The 16,931-nt window shown below is 69.2% G+C and carries 17 protein-coding genes; 11 read left to right on the forward strand and 6 right to left on the reverse strand.

What is annotated here, in order from left to right; translation table 11 throughout:
- The first annotated feature begins 125 nt into the window (after positions 1-125).
- From ACS5NL_RS07080 to ACS5NL_RS07100, 5 genes are all read left to right on the forward strand, one after another.
- Complete coding sequence (locus ACS5NL_RS07080; protein ID WP_439352926.1) at positions 126-272, forward strand: hypothetical protein; 147 nt, start codon at positions 126-128, stop codon at positions 270-272.
- Between the two features lie 48 nt (positions 273-320).
- Complete coding sequence (locus ACS5NL_RS07085) at positions 321-1,595, forward strand: PQQ-dependent sugar dehydrogenase (RefSeq protein WP_439352927.1); 1,275 nt, start codon at positions 321-323, stop codon at positions 1,593-1,595.
- A 146-nt stretch (positions 1,596-1,741) separates the two neighbouring features.
- Positions 1,742-2,113, forward strand: coding sequence for a c-type cytochrome (locus ACS5NL_RS07090; RefSeq protein WP_439352928.1), 372 nt, complete (start codon positions 1,742-1,744; stop codon positions 2,111-2,113).
- 121 nt (positions 2,114-2,234) lie between these two features.
- Positions 2,235-3,401, forward strand: a complete 1,167-nt coding sequence (gene tgt / locus ACS5NL_RS07095) for a tRNA guanosine(34) transglycosylase Tgt (protein ID WP_439352929.1) — start codon at positions 2,235-2,237, stop codon at positions 3,399-3,401.
- Between the two features lie 5 nt (positions 3,402-3,406).
- A complete protein-coding gene (locus tag ACS5NL_RS07100) occupies positions 3,407-4,213 on the forward strand; it encodes a YiiX/YebB-like N1pC/P60 family cysteine hydrolase (protein ID WP_439352930.1) in 807 nt (268 codons plus the stop codon).
- A 111-nt stretch (positions 4,214-4,324) separates the two neighbouring features.
- On the opposite strand, the gene ACS5NL_RS07105 is transcribed toward ACS5NL_RS07100, so the two are convergent.
- The gene (locus ACS5NL_RS07105) at positions 4,325-4,792 is read right to left on the reverse strand and encodes a hypothetical protein (protein ID WP_439352931.1); all 468 of its coding nucleotides are present in this window, start codon (positions 4,790-4,792) and stop codon (positions 4,325-4,327) included.
- Between the two features lie 146 nt (positions 4,793-4,938).
- Here ACS5NL_RS07105 and ACS5NL_RS07110 point away from each other — a divergent pair, with 146 nt between their 5' ends.
- The 3 genes from ACS5NL_RS07110 to yiaA are packed head-to-tail and all read left to right on the forward strand — an operon-like array spanning position 4,939 to position 7,121.
- On the forward strand, positions 4,939-5,460 hold the full coding sequence (locus ACS5NL_RS07110) for a hypothetical protein (RefSeq protein ID WP_439352932.1): 522 nt from the start codon (positions 4,939-4,941) through the stop codon (positions 5,458-5,460).
- Positions 5,457-6,629 (forward strand): MFS transporter, encoded by a 1,173-nt coding sequence (locus ACS5NL_RS07115; protein WP_439352933.1) that lies wholly within the window; start codon positions 5,457-5,459, stop codon positions 6,627-6,629. Before ACS5NL_RS07110 ends, ACS5NL_RS07115 begins: the two co-directional genes overlap by 4 nt.
- Positions 6,630-6,680: 51 nt before the next feature.
- A complete protein-coding gene (yiaA, locus tag ACS5NL_RS07120) occupies positions 6,681-7,121 on the forward strand; it encodes an inner membrane protein YiaA (protein ID WP_439352934.1) in 441 nt (146 codons plus the stop codon).
- Positions 7,122-7,145: 24 nt separating this feature from the next.
- Here the strand turns inward: yiaA and ACS5NL_RS07125 are convergent, their stop codons facing one another.
- On the reverse strand, positions 7,146-8,210 hold the full coding sequence (locus tag ACS5NL_RS07125) for a serine endopeptidase (protein WP_439352935.1): 1,065 nt from the start codon (positions 8,208-8,210) through the stop codon (positions 7,146-7,148).
- A 139-nt stretch (positions 8,211-8,349) separates the two neighbouring features.
- Positions 8,350-8,811, reverse strand: a complete 462-nt coding sequence (locus ACS5NL_RS07130; RefSeq protein ID WP_439352936.1) for a CYTH domain-containing protein — start codon at positions 8,809-8,811, stop codon at positions 8,350-8,352.
- Positions 8,812-8,952: 141 nt separating this feature from the next.
- Between ACS5NL_RS07130 and ACS5NL_RS07135 the strand changes: the two genes are divergently transcribed.
- Complete coding sequence (locus ACS5NL_RS07135) at positions 8,953-9,369, forward strand: VOC family protein (RefSeq protein WP_439352937.1); 417 nt, start codon at positions 8,953-8,955, stop codon at positions 9,367-9,369.
- Here the strand turns inward: ACS5NL_RS07135 and ACS5NL_RS07140 are convergent.
- Positions 9,360-9,767, reverse strand: a complete 408-nt coding sequence (locus ACS5NL_RS07140; RefSeq protein ID WP_439352938.1) for a DUF488 domain-containing protein — start codon at positions 9,765-9,767, stop codon at positions 9,360-9,362. The two genes, ACS5NL_RS07135 and ACS5NL_RS07140, sit on opposite strands and share 10 nt — an antisense overlap.
- A gap of 275 nt (positions 9,768-10,042) precedes the next feature.
- Here ACS5NL_RS07140 and hemE point away from each other — a divergent pair, with 275 nt between their 5' ends.
- Positions 10,043-11,140: a uroporphyrinogen decarboxylase gene (gene hemE / locus ACS5NL_RS07145; protein ID WP_439352939.1), complete on the forward strand. Its 1,098-nt coding sequence runs from the start codon at positions 10,043-10,045 to the stop codon at positions 11,138-11,140.
- A gap of 392 nt (positions 11,141-11,532) precedes the next feature.
- Positions 11,533-13,644, forward strand: coding sequence for a replication restart helicase PriA (gene priA, locus ACS5NL_RS07150; RefSeq protein WP_439352940.1), 2,112 nt, complete (start codon positions 11,533-11,535; stop codon positions 13,642-13,644).
- A 106-nt stretch (positions 13,645-13,750) separates the two neighbouring features.
- On the opposite strand, the gene ACS5NL_RS07155 is transcribed toward priA, so the two are convergent.
- Positions 13,751-14,308, reverse strand: a complete 558-nt coding sequence (locus ACS5NL_RS07155) for a histidine phosphatase family protein (protein WP_439352941.1) — start codon at positions 14,306-14,308, stop codon at positions 13,751-13,753.
- 126 nt (positions 14,309-14,434) lie between these two features.
- Positions 14,435-16,642 carry a catalase/peroxidase HPI gene (gene katG / locus ACS5NL_RS07160; RefSeq protein ID WP_439352942.1) on the reverse strand — a complete coding sequence of 736 codons (2,208 nt, stop codon included), beginning with the start codon at positions 16,640-16,642 and terminating at the stop codon, positions 14,435-14,437.
- Between the last annotated feature and the right edge of the window lie 289 nt (positions 16,643-16,931).

Raw genomic sequence — 16,931 nt, forward strand, 5'->3', positions numbered from 1 at the left:
CTACAGATTCGGTGAAGTTTGTGACGTTTGAGCACCTGTGGCCTAAGGATCGCCACGAAGCAATGGACCGAGCAGGCACAATAGCGGCCACCTGTCACCACCGCCGAGAGTTCTCTGTGATCGAAATGCTGTTCCGCCTGGGATTTGCCCTGCTGCTGTCTGTGGGCCTGGCCCTGCTGCTGGCCTGGGGATGGTCCAGTTCGGACGAGCGGACGGCCGTGGCGACGGACGCCCAACAGCCTTCGGCAGCGGCACCGGCCCCGCTGCGCTGATCCGGCGCCGGCGGCTCCGCCGGCCCGAAGACAGACCACAATGGCGCCATGCGCGCCCCGCCTTCCCGGAACATTCGCGCCCTCGCTCTGGGGGCGCTGCTGCCTTTCTTCGTCCCGGCCGTGGCGGCCGAAGAAGGCCCCCGCTACGCCACCCAGGGCCTCTGTGCCGGTTACCCGCGCGTCGCGCTGACGGTGGCCAAGGGCTGGTGCGTCGGCCTGGTGGCCGATGCGCGCGATGGCCTGCAGATGCCGCGGCGCCTGCTCGAAATCGCCCCGGGCCGTTTCTGGATCACCGACATGGGCAACTGGGAGCCCAGGCGTGGCCGGCTGCTGGAGCTGAACACCGCCGGCCAGCCCGGCGACGCGGGCCGGGTGCGGGTGCTGGCCAGAGGGCTGGACCGGCCGCACGGACTGGTGCAAGGCCCCGACGGCAAGGTCTACGTGGGCGAGGCCGGCACCATCTGGCGCACGCCCACCGCCACCTTGGCGCGCGAAGACCTGCTGCGCGACCTGCCGGCCGATGGCGCCCACCCGCTCAAGGAACTCGCGTTCGGCCGCAAGGGCGCGCTGTATTTCAATCTGGGATCGGCCAGCGACGCCTGCCGCAACGACCGGCAGGAACAGCCGATGCCCTGTCCCGAAACCGAGGGCGAGCGGCCCCGGGCGGCGGTCTACGAAGCCACGCTGCAAGGCCCGGAACAGAAGATCCAGACCCCGCGTCCGTTCGCCACCGGCCTGCGCAATTCGCTGGGGCTGGCGGTGACACAGGACGCCAGCGGCAGCACCGAACGGGTCTGGCAGGCGGAAAACTCGGTCGACTACACCGACGCCAGCGCACCGGCCGAAGAACTGAACGAACTGACCCGCGGCGCGCGCTACGGCTGGCCGTATTGCGTGAGCGACGCACGGGGACGCAGCGTGATGGCGCGCGGCTACGAAAACCGCGGCCGCTGTCAGCGACCGGCCCAGCAACCGCCCTTCTTCGCCCTGCCGGCCCACGTCGCCCCGCTGCAGCTGCTGGCGGTTCCGCCCCAGGCCGAGGGACAGGCCACGCGCCCCTGGAGCGGGCGCCTGCTGTCGGTCTGGCACGGCTACCGTGCCCAGGGACACCGGATCGTCGGCTGGCGCATCGGCCCCGACGGCCGCCCCACCGGCGCGGCCGAAAACATCGTCTCCGGCTGGCTGGCCATGCCCGGTCTGCGCCCCCAGGGCACGCCGGCGGGCGTCACGGTCGACCGCCAGGGGCGGCTGTGGATCGTCGAGGACCGCAACCGCAGCGTGCTGGTGGTCGCACCGCAAAGCCCGAAGAAAGGCGGGTCCTGAGGCACGGACCGGAGCCTGCTGTGGCACACCGGCCACCACACGTCTCATGTTGAGACGGAGCCCCCGGCGCTTTGACAAGGATCAATCCGCGGCCCCGGACCGCTGATAGTCTGAGGACATTCCCCCAGAAACCTTAGGAGCCTTCCATGAAACGCACCCTGATTTCCCTGTCGGCGGCCCTGCTGGCGTTGTCCGCCTGGGCCGGCCCTGCCGACGACGAAGCGGCCCTCAAGCTGGCCACCGGCGCCGGCTGCATGACCTGCCACCACATCGAACCCGGCGCCAAGGGCCCCAATGGCATGGCGCCCATCGGCCCGGCCTGGCGCGACGTGTCCGCCAAGTACAAGAGCGTCAAGGGTGCCCAGCAGCAGCTGACCGCCACGGTGCTCGCCGGCTCCAGCCCGTACGAAAGCCACTGGAAAGACAAGGTCAGCGGCCTGGCGATGCCGCCCAACAAGGTCGCGATCTCGGAAGCCGACGCCGCCAAGCTGGTGTCCTGGATCCTGCAACTGAAGTAACCCCCCTGCGCCGCTGACGCGGCTTCCCCCCAGGGGACCGCGCCTGTGGCCCGGCGGAGCCGGTTCCACGGCACGCCTGGAACGGAACGCTGGCCGTCGGACGCTCGGCGACAATCGCCGGATGCTTCAGTTCGACGTTCTCAAGACCGAGGGCCACGCGCGCCGTGGCCGCCTCACCCTCAACCACGGCGTGGTCGAGACCCCCATCTTCATGCCCGTGGGCACCTACGGCACGGTCAAGGGCGTCATGCCCTCCAGCCTCGAAGACATGGGCGCCCAGATCATCCTGGGCAACACCTTCCACCTCTGGATGCGTCCCGGCCGCGAGGTCATGGCCAGCTTCGGCGGCCTGCACGGCTTCGAGAAGTGGAACAAGCCCATCCTCACCGACTCGGGCGGCTTCCAGGTCTGGAGCCTGGGCGCCATGCGCAAGATCACCGAAGAGGGCGTGACCTTTGCCTCGCCCGTCAACGGCGACAAGCTGTTCATGTCGCCCGAGGTCAGCATGCAGATCCAGACCGGGCTGAACAGCGACATCGTCATGCAGCTCGACGAGTGCACGCCGTACGAGACCAACGGCCACCTGACCACCGAGGCCGAAGCCCGCAAGAGCATGGAGATGAGCCGCCGCTGGGCCGTGCGCTCCCAAGCCGAGTTCGCGCGGCTGGAGAACCCCAACGCGCTGTTCGGCATCGTGCAGGGCGGCATGTTCGAGCACCTGCGCCAGGAGTCGCTGGAAGCGCTGGTCGAGATGGACTTCCCCGGCTACGCCATCGGCGGCGTCAGCGTGGGCGAGCCCAAGGAGCAGATGCTGCAGATCATGGCGCACACGCCGCACCGCCTGCCGGCGCACAAGCCGCGTTACCTGATGGGCGTGGGCACGCCGGAAGACCTGGTGCAGGGCGTGGCCGACGGTGTGGACATGTTCGACTGCGTCATGCCCACGCGCAACGCGCGCAACGGCACGCTGTTCACGCGCTACGGCGACCTCAAGATCCGCAACGCGCGCCACAAGACCGACCACCAGCCGCTGGACGCGACCTGCACCTGCTATGCCTGCGCCGGCAAGAGCGGCGTGCCCTGGGCCGACGGTGGGCGCGACGGCTTTTCCCGCGCCTACCTGCACCACCTGGACCGCTGCGGCGAGATGCTCGGCCCGATGCTGTCCACCATCCACAACCTGCACTACTACCTGAACCTGATGACGGAAGTGCGCGCCGCGCTGGACGCCGGCCGCTTCGATGCCTTCCGCCAGCAGTTCAAGGCCGACCGCGCGCGCGGCGTCTGACCCCCATGCATCTTCCGATTCCGACCTGGGTGCGGCGGCTCTTCTGTGCCGTCTTCGTGTTGCTCGCCACCGGTTGCGCCACCCAGGTGGACTTCAAACCCGAGCCCGGCCAGCCCGCCGTGCGCCTGCAGCAGCGCCTGTTGCTCACGCCCGCCAACGGCGGCGTGCAGATCCAGCCACAAGACCTGCGTCCCGGCGACATCGTGCTCAGCTCGACCAATGGCATCGTCTCCATGGGCGTGCGCCTGATCACCCTCGCGCCGGTCAGCCACGCCGCGCTCTACCTGGGCGAGGACACCTTTGTCGAAGCGGTGGGCGCCGGCGTGCGCACGCGCACGACGCAGGAGTTCATGGACGACGAGACCACCATCGTGGCGTTCCGTCACCCGGGCATGGGCGAGACGCAGGTGGCGGCGCTGAATGCGTTCTCGCGCCTGCACGTGGGCAAGAAGTACAACACCGCCGGCATCGTGCTGCAGGCGCCGTTCAGCATCGGACGCCAGTACTGCGAGCTGCCGCTGATCCCGGGGCTGGTGCGCGACTTCTGCATCCGGGGCCTGGCGGCGATCCAGCTCGGCGCGCTGCACAACGACCGCTTCTTCTGCTCGCAGTTCGTGCTGGAGGCCTACCGCTTCGCCCGACTGCCGCTGACCACCGCCGACCCGCGCCTCATCAGCCCGGCCGACCTGCTGCATATGCGCGAGGGCGACGTGCCCTCGGTGCGCACGGAGCAGGCCCTCCAGTACGTCGGCCACCTCAAGGCCCCGGCACTGCCGGCGGCCACCGAAGTGACCGTCGGACAGGCCGAGTAACGCCCCGCGCGGCGGAGCGTGGGCGGCAAACGGGCCTGCCGCCGGGCCGCCCCAAGGCAGGCCCAGCCCCCTCGGGGGGCAGCGACCCGCGCAGCGGCGGAGCGTGGGGGCTCAACTCCCCACATGCATGCTGAACAGCGCGCCGCTGGACAGGCGACAGGTGCCTGAGCCCATGGTTGCCGAGTTCATCGTGTAGGCGCAGGTGATGTAGCCGCCCCGGTTGCCGGCGCCATTGGCCAGACCTTCGCGGCTGGAGCCGGCCTTGCGCGTGGCCTCGCCGCTGAACGACTCGCCGCCGATGACGGTGTTGAAGGTTCCCCGCCCCTGCAGGTCGTTGGTGACGCTGGCGTGCACGACGCCGAAGCCACTGGCCAGATCGTTGGCAGGGTAGAGCCGTGCAGTGAACACCAGCGGTGCCGCTGGTGCCGGCAGCGCCACCGGCGTCTGCGTCGGCACGGCCTGCCCGGTGCGCGGATCGATCGGCACCACATAACAACCTGCGAGCGCAGCGACCACGGCAACGATGCCGGCAGCCGCCAGCGGACGGCGGGAAGAACGAACCACAGTCAAGACATCCATACAGATCCTCAAGGCCCAAGCACATGCTTGTGCGCGCATGGTCATCGGGCGGTGTCAAGAAACCGTCATCCGATGGCAAAGGCTTGTAAAGCAGTGCTCGCGGCATCGCCAGGAAAGACCGCGTTGCCTTGCCCTACAGTGCAGCCATGACCACCCCGCCCCCCCGCCGCCCCCGGCCCGTCTGGCTGCGCGCCCTGCTCTGGCCGTTCCAGTGGTTGCTGGCGCTGCTGATCCTGTTCGAGGAGTGGGGCTGGGAACCGCTGCGGCGGGTGTTCGCACGCCTCGCCCGCTGGCCCGGTTTCCGCCAGATCGACGCGCTGATCCGCCGCCTGCCGCCCTACGCCGCGCTGGCCATGCTCGCGCTGCCCGCGGCGGCGCTGCTGCCGATCAAGCTGGGCGCGCTGTGGCTGATCCACCAGGGCCATGCGGCGCTGGGCCTGGCGCTGATCGTGGCCGCCAAGCTGGTCGGCACCGCGTTCGTGGCCCACCTGTTCAGCCTGACGCAGCCCGCCCTGATGCAGCTGCCCTGGTTCGCCCGCCTGTACGGGCGATGGACCGGGTGGAAGGAACAGCTGCTGGCCCAGGTGCGTGCGTCCTGGCCCTGGCGCGCGGGTCGTGTGCTCAAGCGGCAGCTGCGCCAGCGCTGGACGCGGTGGACCCGGCCATGAACCAGCCCGCCGTGCCGCGCCATGTGCTGCCCGTGCTGGTGGCGGCGCAGTTCGCCGGCACCTCGCTCTGGTTCGCCGTGAATGCGGTCATGCCCGACCTGCAGCGCGAGCTGGGCTGGCCCAGTGCGGCCGTCGGCGCCCTCACCTCCGCGCTGCAGTTCGGCTTCATTCTCGGCACGCTGGTGTTCGCGTTGCTGGCGATCGCCGACCGGTTCCCGCCCCGCCATGTTTTCCTTGTCTGCGCGCTCGCGGGCGCGGCCTGCACGGTGGGTGCCTGGTCGACGGTGACGCACTACCACGCCCTGCTGGGCTGGCGCTTTGCGACCGGCTTCTTTCTCGCCGGCATCTACCCGGTGGGCATGAAGATCGCCTCGCAGTGGTACACGCGCGGCCTGGGTCCGGCCCTGGGCTACCTGATCGGGGCGCTGGTGCTGGGCTCGGCGAGTGCGCACGCCCTGCGTGCGATCGGCGACACCCTGCCCTGGCCCACGCTGATGCTGGGCGTGGCGGCGCTGGCGGCGGGCGGTGGCGTGATGCTGCACACGCTGCTGCCCGATGCGCCCGGCGCCGTGGCCCGGGTCACCACCCTGCAATGGAAGGCGCTGGCCACCATCGGCACCGACCCGCGGGTGCGCAGTTCGGTGCTGGGCTACTTCGGCCACATGTGGGAGCTCTACACCCTGTGGGTGCTGATGCCGCTGATCCTCGCGACGCGGCTGGAGGGGCCCGCCCTGTCGTGGGCCGCGTTCTGGGTGCTGGCCTCCGGCGCGATCGGGTGTGCGGGCGGCGGCTGGCTGGCGCCGCGTTTCGGCAGCGCGCGCGTGGCGGGCGTGCAGCTCGCGCTCAGTGGTACCTGCTGCCTGCTGGCCCCGTGGCTGATGGATGCGCCCAATGCGCTGTTCTACGGCTGGCTGCTGGTCTGGGGCATCACCGTCTCGGGCGACTCGCCGCAGTTTTCGGCGCTGACCGCGCGCAACGCGCCACCGCAGGCCGTGGGCAGCGTGCTCACGCTGACCAACAGCATCGGCTTTGGCATCAGCATTGTCAGCATCCTGCTGTTCGTCTCGCTCACGCAGACCGTGCCACTGGGCTGGCTGCTCACGGGACTCGCGCTGGGTCCGGCACTCGGGCTCTGGGCGTTGCGGCCGCTGTGGCGGGCGCGGATCTGAGCGCAGGCATCCGTTACAGTGCGCCCCAACACAACACCCTGGAGGATTCCCATGCCCGCTGCCACCTTCGTCGCCCAACGCCCCACGGGCGCCTTCATCGGAGCCTCCTGGGCCGCTCTGCTGGTCGGTGCGGTGGTGTATCTGATGGGTCTGTGGAACGCCCAGATGCAGCTCAACGAAAAGGGCTACTACTTCACGCTGCTGATGTACGGCCTGTTCTCCGCCGTGTCGCTGCAGAAGTCGGTGCGTGACCGCATCGAGGGCATCCCGGTCACCGGCATCTACTACGGCCTGTGCTGGGTGTCGCTGGGCATCTCCGTGGCGCTGCTGACCGTGGGTCTGTGGAACGCCACGCTGGCCGCCAGCGAAAAGGGCTTCTACGCGATGGCCTTCCTGCTGTCGCTGTTCGGCGCCGTCGCGGTGCAGAAGAACATCCGCGACGTGGCGCAGTTCAAGAGTGGTCAGCCGGAGGACGTCGGCGCCGCCGACTGACCCCCGCCCGACCTGACGCATCGCTCAGGGAGCGGCAGTACCGTCCACCGCCGGCTCTTTCGCCGACGTGCCGCACGAGAAACAGTAGCGCGCGAACGCGTTCTTGCGGGTGCTGCAGTGGCCGCAACGGTCGAACAGGCACAGGCCGCAGTGCGGGCAGAAGTCGGTCTTGCCGTCCTTCATGTCCACCGTGCGCTCGCAACCCGGACAGATGTTCTTGCCCATGCGCGCCTGCGCCAGGTCGTAGTCCATCTCGCGCTGGCGCGTCTGGGCCGGCTGGGCCTCGGCCGCCTTCTGGCGCTCCAGGTAGCGCTGCAGCGCCTGGATCGCGTAGCGGCCACCGATCACGGTGAGCACGATGCCGACGATGTAGCGCACATAACCACCGTAGCTCGGCAGGTAGGGCACCAGCTCGACGAAGAACGCGAACAGCGCGAAGAAGATGAAGCCCCAGACGAAGGGCCACGACGCGCTCTTGCGGTACTTGCGGAACAGCCAGCCCGCCACCGCCAGCAGCGGCAGCGTGAGCGCCAGCCGGTAGCCGAACACCCGCAACTCCTGGGCGCGCTGCGCCTTGCCGTAGGCATCGCTGGCCGCGTCGCGCAGGCTCTGCAGCTCGGCCTGCGCCCGCTGTTCACCCTGCCTGGCGTCGAGCGCGATCTGCTGCTGTTTCTCCACCGCGGCCAGGGCATCGCGCTCGGCCTTGCGCAGACCATCGAGCTCGCGGGTGCGTTGCAGCACCTCCTGGTCCTGCTCGGAGCGCTGGGTCACGCTGCGCGTGGCCAGCCAGTTGTCGAAGGTCTCGCGGGCCGCGCGGTTGTCGGCGCGCGCCGTCTGCAGCTTCAGCTGCGCCTGTTCCAGCGCGGCCTGGGCCTCTTCCGAGACGCGCTGGGCGGACTTGATCGACTCCTTGAGCGCGGGCGTGCGCTGCGGGTCCATGAAGTCTTCCAGCGAGCGCGTCTGCTCGACCTGCGGCAGGTCGCCGACGATGGTGCTGCCCAGGCCGGTCAGGAACCAGGCAAACAGGAACGCCACCAGCCACAGGCCTCGGTGGAACCATTTCTCGGACAGTCGCAGGCTCTTGCTCATTCGTATTCCCTCCAGTGCATGGGTCGGAGATTGTGTCGCGAAGGACGGGCAACCATGTTCGGCGCACATGCGCAGAGCAGCGCGACCGCGCGCAAACCGGGCCGGCATTCGCCACCGCCGGTACCGGAAACGGCTACCTTCAACGCCACTGGCGGTACGGATGGGTGGCGAGGTTCGAGTTGAAATAGCGGGCGTCGGTGGTGACCTCGGTGCTCACCCAGGACGGCAACGCGATGGCCTGGTCTTCGCTCGACAGCTCGACCTCGGCCACCACCAGCCCCGCGTTGTCGCCGAAGAACTCGTCGATCTCCCAGACCAGCCCGGCGTGATCCACGCGGTGGCGGATCTTGTCGATCAGCGGGCCGTCGCACAGGGCCAGCAGCGCTTCAGCGTCGGCCAGCGGCACCGGGTATTCGAACTCTGCCCGCGTGGCGCCGGAGGTCATGCCCTTGATGGTGAGAAAAGCCCGCGCCCCGGCGATGCGCACGCGCACGGTTCGCTGCTTGTCGCGGTTGAGGTAGCCCTGCACGATGCGCTGACCATCGGCGGTCCGCCAGCCGTCGCCGGCAACCAGGAATTTGCGTTCGATTTCCATGCCCATGGCATCACCTTCTTGAAACACCGGCCACTTGCCGCGGCGGACAGGCCCATCATGGTCGATTCTGGGGGCACTGGATCGTCGTCCGTCTGAAGCGCCCCACCGGCGAAAACGCCGTCCCCCATTCATCCAGCGGAAACCCCCATGACAAAGACCATCTTCGTGAGCCTGCCGGTCAGCAACCTCCCTGCCTCGATCGCCTTCTACCAGGCGCTGGGATTCCAGCAGAACCCGCAGTTCAGCGGCGAGGACACCGCCTGCATGCGGTGGAGCGACGCGATCTGCGTGATGCTGCTCAGCCACGCCAAGTGGCGCACGCTGACGCAGCGGCCGTTTCCGCCCGCCGGGACGAGCGGGTCGATGCTCTCGCTGGCGATCGACAGCCGCGACGCCGTCGACGCGATGAATCTCGCCGCGGCCGCGCACGGTGGCCAGGCCGATGCGAACCCCGCCGAAGACCACGGCTTCATGTACTCCCGGGACATCGCCGACCCCGACGGCCACCTCTGGGGCACGTTCTGGATGGACCCGGCGGCCATGCCACCCGCAGGTCAGGGCTGAACGCGGGGCGGGACCTCCAGCCTGGCGCCAGCGGACGCGAGCAGCTCCCGCAGCACCGAGCGATGGCAGTGCGCCTCCTGCTCGCAGTAGCAGCCGACGGAGAAGTTGGTCTGGTGAGAGAGGGCCGCGAGCAGTGTGATGGCGTGGCTGTTCTCGGGCGTGGCCATCTCCGCGCGGTACTTGCGCACGAACGCAGACCATTGGGCCGGCGTCGTGGCCTCCTGCCCGAGCTTCATGGTGTCGGCACTCGGTGCCAGGTTCGGAAACCAGACGTCGTACCAGTTCTGGCTGGCGAACTCGGTCCTGGGTACCCCACGCGGGGGACGGCGAACGGTTCCGAGGCGGAGGCCTTCGTCCTCCGCCCTCGGGGTGCCGAGCCTGATGACGCGGACGACCATCTGGGGCGCTCCTGGTGTGACCTCCGGCAGGCGCCGGGCGGGCATGGGATGCGCAAAGGCACATCCCCAGGCCCGCCGACTGGCTGATCGGAAGGAAGGGTTGAAAGGGAAAGTCCATGCCATCGTATTCCCTGGCACCGCTGCGGCCAAGAACGTCCTGGCGGTGCACGGCGCCGGTGATTCCGCGGGACCCCTGAGCCAGCGCAAACCCTGCGGCGGGGCCCAGGCGGGATAATCCCCGCTTCTTTTCTGAAGCCCCCGCACCGGACACCCCCATGAGCTTTGCCCCCCTGCAGAACGACACCTTCCTGCGCGCCTGTCTGCGCCAGTCGACCGCCCACACGCCGGTGTGGCTGATGCGCCAGGCCGGGCGCTACCTGCCGGAATACTGCGCCACGCGCGCCCGGGCGGGTTCGTTCATGGGGCTGGCCACGAACGTGGACTACGCGACCGAGGTGACGCTGCAGCCGCTGGAACGCTACGCGCTGGACGCGGCCATCCTGTTCAGCGACATCCTGACGGTGCCGGACGCGATGGGCCTGGGCCTGACGTTCCAGCAGGGCGAGGGCCCGAAGTTCGCGCGCAACATCCGCACCGAAGCGGACGTGGACACGCTGGCCGTGCCCGACATGGACAAGCTGCGCTACGTGTTCGACGCGGTGACGTCGATCCGCAAGGCGCTCAATGGCCGGGTGCCGCTGATCGGCTTTTCGGGCAGCCCCTGGACGCTGGCCTGCTACATGGTCGAGGGCGGCGGTTCGGACGATTACCGCGCGGTCAAGAGCCTGATGTACAGCCGCCCGGACCTGATGCACCGCATCCTGGCGATCAACGCCGATTCGGTCGCGACCTACCTGAACGCACAGATCGACGCTGGCGCGCAGGCGGTGATGGTGTTCGACAGCTGGGGTGGCGTGCTGGCCGACGGCAAATTCCAGGAGTTTTCGCTGGCGTACACGAAGCGCGTGCTGGCGCAGCTCAAGCGCACCGACGCCACCGGCGCCGTGATTCCGCGCATCGTGTTCACCAAGGGCGGCGGCCTCTGGCTGGACGACATGAAGGGCCTGGACTGCGAGGCGCTGGGCCTGGACTGGACGGTGAATCTGGCCCAGGCGCGCGCAGCCGTGGGCGACAGCAAGGCCCTGCAGGGCAACATCGACCCCAACGTGCTGTTCGCACCGCCCGAGGCGATCGAGCGCGAGGTGGCGGCGGTGCTGGAGAGCTTCGGTACCCCCTACCAGGGCGCCGGCACCGGCCCCACGCACATCTTCAACCTGGGGCACGGCATCAGCCAGTACACGCCGCCGGAGCATGTCAAGGTGCTGGTCGACGCGGTGCACGCGCATTCGAAGCGCATCCGCGCGAAGTCTTAAGGCTTCAATCGCGCCGCAGACCGCGCCCCGCCTCGCGGAGCGCCCCCGAGGGCCCCTGTCAAGGCACCTGGCGCAAATTTTTCTGAAAAAAAGGCGCTTGACAGGGTTTGGTTATGCACAAATTTTTTGCTGCGGTGCGGAAGGTACTTTCTGTAACCATCGCCGGCTACCCTGTTTGGGTGAGTCTTTTAAGTTGTTGATTTTGTTGAACTTTGTGGTTTGCCGTTTTTCTGGGCATTTTAAGAAAGCCCTTGATTTACAAGGGTTACGGCGACGCAAACCGCATCTATCAACAAAGTTATCCACAGAAGTTGAGGACAGCTGTGGAAGACATGACAAATCAATGACTTACCCGGTTTTTCGACAGTTCAACTGAGGAAAAAGCGCCAAATATGCCTACTTGGTCCAGCGTGGTCGTCGCGACCCCGGTCCACAGCGGTCTGGGGCCGACGCTGAGCTACCGAAGTGAGCTGTCGCTCGCGCCGGGCACGCTGGTGCGGGTGCCGCTGGGCGCGCGCGAGGTACTGGGCGTGGCCTGGGACGGCCCGGACGTGCCGCCGCCGGGCATGGACGAATCACAGGGAAAACCCGTGCTCGGGGCGCTGGAGGGGCTGACGCCGCTCAATGCCGCATGGCGGCAACTGGTGTCGTTCGCCGCGCGGTATTACCAGCGCAGCCTGGGCGAGGTGGCGCTGGCGGCGCTGCCGCCGCAGCTGCGCGACCTGGACGCCGCGCAACTGGCGCGCCGCCTCAAGCGCCAGGCCAAGACCGCCGCGGCCCACCCGGCGCCGACCGGCACGCCGGTGGCCGCCCTGCCGCCGAGCCCCGAACAGGAGGCCGTGCTGCAGGCGCTGCCCGGCGCGGCCGGGCCGGTGCTGCTGTTCGGCGCGACCGGCAGCGGCAAGACCGAGGTCTACCTGCGCATGACCGACGCCGCGCTGGCCAGCGACCCGGCGGCGCAGGTGCTGGTCATGGTGCCCGAGATCAACCTGACGCCACAGCTGGAGGCGCGCTTTCGCGAGCGCTTCGCGGCGCAGTACGGCGACGGCGCCGTGGTGTCAATGCACAGCGGCATGACGCCGGCGCAGCGCCTGGGCAGCTGGCTGGCGGCGCACAGCGGTGCGGCGCGCATCGTGCTGGGCACGCGCATGGCGATCTTCGCCAGCCTGCCGGGGCTGCGCCTGATCGTGGTCGACGAGGAGCACGACCCGAGTTACAAGAGCCAGGACGGCGCCCGGTATTCGGCGCGCGACCTCGCGGTCTACCGCGCCAAGGTCGAGAGCGAGGCGCTGGCGGCCAAAGGCCAGCGTTGCCAGGTGATCCTGGGCTCGGCCACGCCCTCGCTGGAAAGCTGGCACGCGGCCGACCAGGGCCGCTACCTGCGGCTGGAAATGCCGGCGCGCATCGGTGGCGGTTCGCTGCCGAAGCTGCGGCTGGTCGACATGAACCACCAGCCCAAGGGCGCAAGCATCGCGCCGCCGCTGCTGGCGGCGATGGAAACACGCATCGCGCGCGGCGAGCAGTGCCTGGTGCTGCTGAACCGGCGCGGCTATGCGCCGGTGCTCTCGTGCGACGCCTGCGCCTGGAAAAGCCAGTGCCCGCACTGCAGCGCGTTCCGCGTGTTCCACAAGCTCGACCGCACGCTGCGCTGCCACCACTGCGGCTTCACCTCGCGGGTGCCGCGCGCCTGCCCGGACTGCGGCAACCTGGACATCGCGCCGGTGGGCCGCGGCACCGAACAGATCGAAGAACAGCTCGCGGGCCTGCTGTCGGCGGTCAAGCGGCCCGACGGCCAGCCGGCCAGGGTCGCGCGCATGGACGCCGACACCACGCGGCTCAAGGGCAGCCTGGAGCAGCAGCTGGCCGCGCTGCACAGCGGCGAGGTCGATGTGCTGGTCGGCACGCAGATGGTCGCCAAGGGCCACGACTTCCGGCGCATCACGCTGGTCGCAAGCATCAACGCCGACGCGGCCCTGTTCGCCAGCGACTACCGCGCGCCCGAGCGGCTGTTCGCGCTGCTGATGCAGGCGGCGGGCCGGGCCGGGCGCGACGCGGCGCAGGCCGGCGCGAGCGAGATGTGGGTGCAGACCTGGCACCCGGAACACGCGCTGTTCGCCTCGTTGCGCAAGCACGACTTTCCGGGCTTCGCCGCGGCCCAGCTGGCCGAACGCGAGGCCGCCGGCATGCCCCCCTTCGGCGCCCAGGCGCTGCTGCGCGCCGACGCGCGCACGCAGGAAGCCGCGCAGGCCTTCCTCAACGCCGCCGCCGAAGCCGCCGCCGAGCTGCCGCACCGCGACGAGGTCACGCTCTACCCGGCGGTGCCGCTGACGATCCAGCGCGTGGCCAACGTCGAGCGGGCGCAGCTGCTGGTCGAGAGCGCCTCGCGCGCGGCGCTGCAGCGGTTCCTCGCGGCCTGGCAGCCGCTGCTGCTGGACGGCCGCAGCATCCCGGGCGCGCGCGGCCTGATCCGCTTCGCGGTCGACATCGACCCGGTCTCGATCTGAAGCCCCCACGCTCCGCCGCTGCGCGGGTCGCTGCCCCCCCGGGGTGCATGAATTCAGCTTGGGGCGGCCCGGCGCTGAATTCCTGAAGCTGCCGATCGGCGCCTGCTCAGAGAGTGCGCGTCAGGAAGCTGCCGTTGGGAATGCGCGGCGCGGTGAAGAAATCGGCCTCGGGCACGCCGTCGATCAGGTGCCGCAGACAGCGCACCACGAAGCCGTGCGAGACCAGCAGCACGGTGCTGCCTTCGTGCGCCTCGCGCAGGCGCTGCAGGCCGCGCGCCACGCGGTCCACCACCGCGCGGGTGGACTCGGCGCCGGGCGGCTCCTCGTCCCAGCGGTAGGCGGCGTGGCGGGCGATCAGCTCGGGAAACCGCTCGGCGGCTTCGGCCTCGGTCAGGCCTTCGAACACGCCGAAGTCGCGCTCGCGGAAATCGGCGTCGTGCGCCACCGGCAGACCCAGCCGCTGCGCCACCGGCGCGGCCGTCTGCCGGGCGCGCTGCATGGGCGAGGCGACGATGGCGTGAATGCCCGGCGGCAGTTCCAGCGCGAGTTGCTGCGCCTGCGCCAGCCCGGTGGCGTTGAGGGGCAGGTCCAGCCGGCCCTGCCAGCGCTCGTCGATGTTGAGGTCGGTCTGGCCGTGGCGGGCGAGGATCAGGGTGACGGGCATGTTCGGCGGGCGCGGTGCGAAAGGAGCCCATCATCGCACCGCACAAAAAGAGCCCCCGGGGCCGCGGCCGCGGCCGCGGGGGCTGGGGCAGGCAGACCGGCCGGATCCGCCCGTCAGGTCAACACCTCACGGCTTCAGATCGAAGCGGTCGATCTCCATCACCTTGGTCCAGGCGGCGACAAAGTCCTTCACGAACTTCTGGCCGCCGTCGTTCTGCGCATAGACCTCGGCAATGGCACGCAGCTGCGAGTTGGAGCCGAAGGCCAGGTCGACGCGGGTGGCGGTCCACTTCACGGCGCCGGTGGCGCGGTCACGGCCTTCGTAGGCGTTGTCGCCGGTCGGCTTCCAGGCGGTGGACATGTCCACCAGGTTGACGAAGAAGTCGTTGGTCAGTTGGCCCGGGCGCTGGGTGAACACGCCGGCCTTCGACCCACCGTGGTTGGCGCCGAGCACGCGCAGGCCACCGACCAGCACCGTCATCTCCGGCGCGCTCAGGGTGAGCAGCTGCGCCTTGTCGAGCAGCATCTCTTCGGGCGAGACGCGGAACGCCTGCTTGCGGTAGTTGCGGAAGCCGTCGGCCACCGGTTCGAGCACCGCGAAGGACTCGGCGTCGGTCTGCTCGGCCGTGGCGTCGGTGCGGCCGGGGGTGAAAGGCACCGTCACCGCATGACCGGCGGCCTGCGCAGCGGCTTCCACCCCGGCGTTGCCGGCCAGCACGATCAGGTCGGCCAGACTCACCTTCTTGGCTCCCGCATTGAATCCGCGCTGGATCTCTTCCAGCACCTTGAGCACCTTGGCCAGCTGGGCCGGCTGGTTGGCCTCCCAGTCCTTCTGCGGTGCCAGGCGGACGCGGGCTCCGTTGGCGCCGCCGCGCTTGTCAGAGCCGCGGTAGGTCGAGGCCGAGGCCCAGGCGGTGGACACCAGCTCGCTCACGCTCAGGCCACTGGCCAGCACGCGGGCCTTGAGTTCCTTCGCGTCGGCGGCGTCGATCAACGGGTGGTTGACCGGCGGCACCGGGTCCTGCCAGATCAGGTCTTCGGCCGGCACTTCCGGGCCGAGGTAAAGGCTCTTCGGTCCCATGTCGCGGTGGGTCAGCTTGAACCAGGCGCGGGCGTAGGCGTCGGCGAACTCGTCCGGGTTCGCGGCGAAGTGGCGCGAGATCTTTTCGTAGGCGGGGTCGAAGCGCAGCGACAGATCGGCCGTGGTCATCACCGGCGGGTGCTTCTTGCTGGGGTCGTGGGCGTCGACCACCATGTCCTCGGGCGCCACGTCCTTGGCGCGCCACTGGATGGCGCCGGCCGCGGTGGTCATCTGCTCCCACTCGTATTGGAAGAGCACCTTGAAGTAGCCCATGTCCCACTGCGTGGGATTGGGTTTCCAGGCGCCTTCGAAGCCGCTGGTGGTGGCGTCGCCACCCTTGCCGCTGCCGTGTTTGTTGATCCAGCCCAGCCCCATTTCTTCGATGGGCGCGCCTTCGGGTTCCGGGCCGACCAGGGCCGCGTCACCGGCACCGTGCATCTTGCCGAAGGTGTGGCCGCCGGCCACCAGGGCCACGGTCTCGTAATCGTTCATGGCCATGCGCGCGAAGGTCTCGCGCACGTCCTTGCCCGAGGCCACCGGGTCGGGCTTGCCGTCCGGGCCCTGCGGGTTCACGTAGATCAGGCCCATCTGCACGGCCGCCAGCGGGTTCTCCAGCTCGCGATCACCGCTGTAGCGGCTGTTGGCCTTGTCGCTGGTGGCCAGCCACTCGGTTTCCGCGCCCCAGTAGATGTCTTCTTCGGGCGCCCAGATGTCTTCGCGGCCGCCGCCGAAGCCGAAGGTCTTGAAGCCCATGGTTTCCATCGCGACGTTGCCAGCCAGGATGAACAGGTCGGCCCAGGAGATCGCGTTGCCGTACTTCTGCTTGATGGGCCAGAGCAGGCGGCGGCCCTTGTCGAGATTGCCGTTGTCGGGCCAGCTGTTGAGCGGCGCAAAACGCTGGTTGCCGGTGTTGGCGCCGCCGCGGCCGTCGGCCGTGCGGTAGGTGCCGGCGGCGTGCCAGGCCAGGCGGATCATCAGGCCGCCGTAGTGGCCGTAGTCGGCCGGCCACCAGTCCTGGCTCTGGGTCATGAGGGCGGCCAGGTCTTTTTTGAGTGCGTCGTAGTCGAGCTGCTGGAAGGCTTCGGCGTAGTCGAAGTCCGGGTCCATCGGGTTGGACACCGGCTGGTGCTGGTGCAGGATGGACAGGTTCAGCTGGTTGGGCCACCAGTCGGCGTTGGACTGGGCGCCGTGCGTGGCGCGGGCGCCGCCGGCGGCGTGGAAGGGGCACTTGGCTTCGGATGCGGGGTTGCTCATGGTGATCTCCTGTTGGGCGGTGAACCGGGGGCGGAATCGGACCTTAGAAGGTGGCGGCCAGGGCGGCCAGCACATCCATCCAGTCGTTGTGGACGTTGCGGGCGGGGAATGTCGGCTTCATGACGGGCTCCTGCTGGGGGTGTGAGCCATGACTTTAGGATCGAGCTATGAATATGTCGACCCAATTGATTGAATCGATGGGATAGCCAATGCCAATGCGGGGGATGCCACCTGCCAACCTGCACAGCCCCCACGCCGGGGCCCCGCTCAAGCGTGCTCCAATGCGCGC

Source organism: Hydrogenophaga sedimenti, from assembly GCF_051857515.1.
GTDB lineage: Bacteria > Pseudomonadota > Gammaproteobacteria > Burkholderiales > Burkholderiaceae_C > Hydrogenophaga.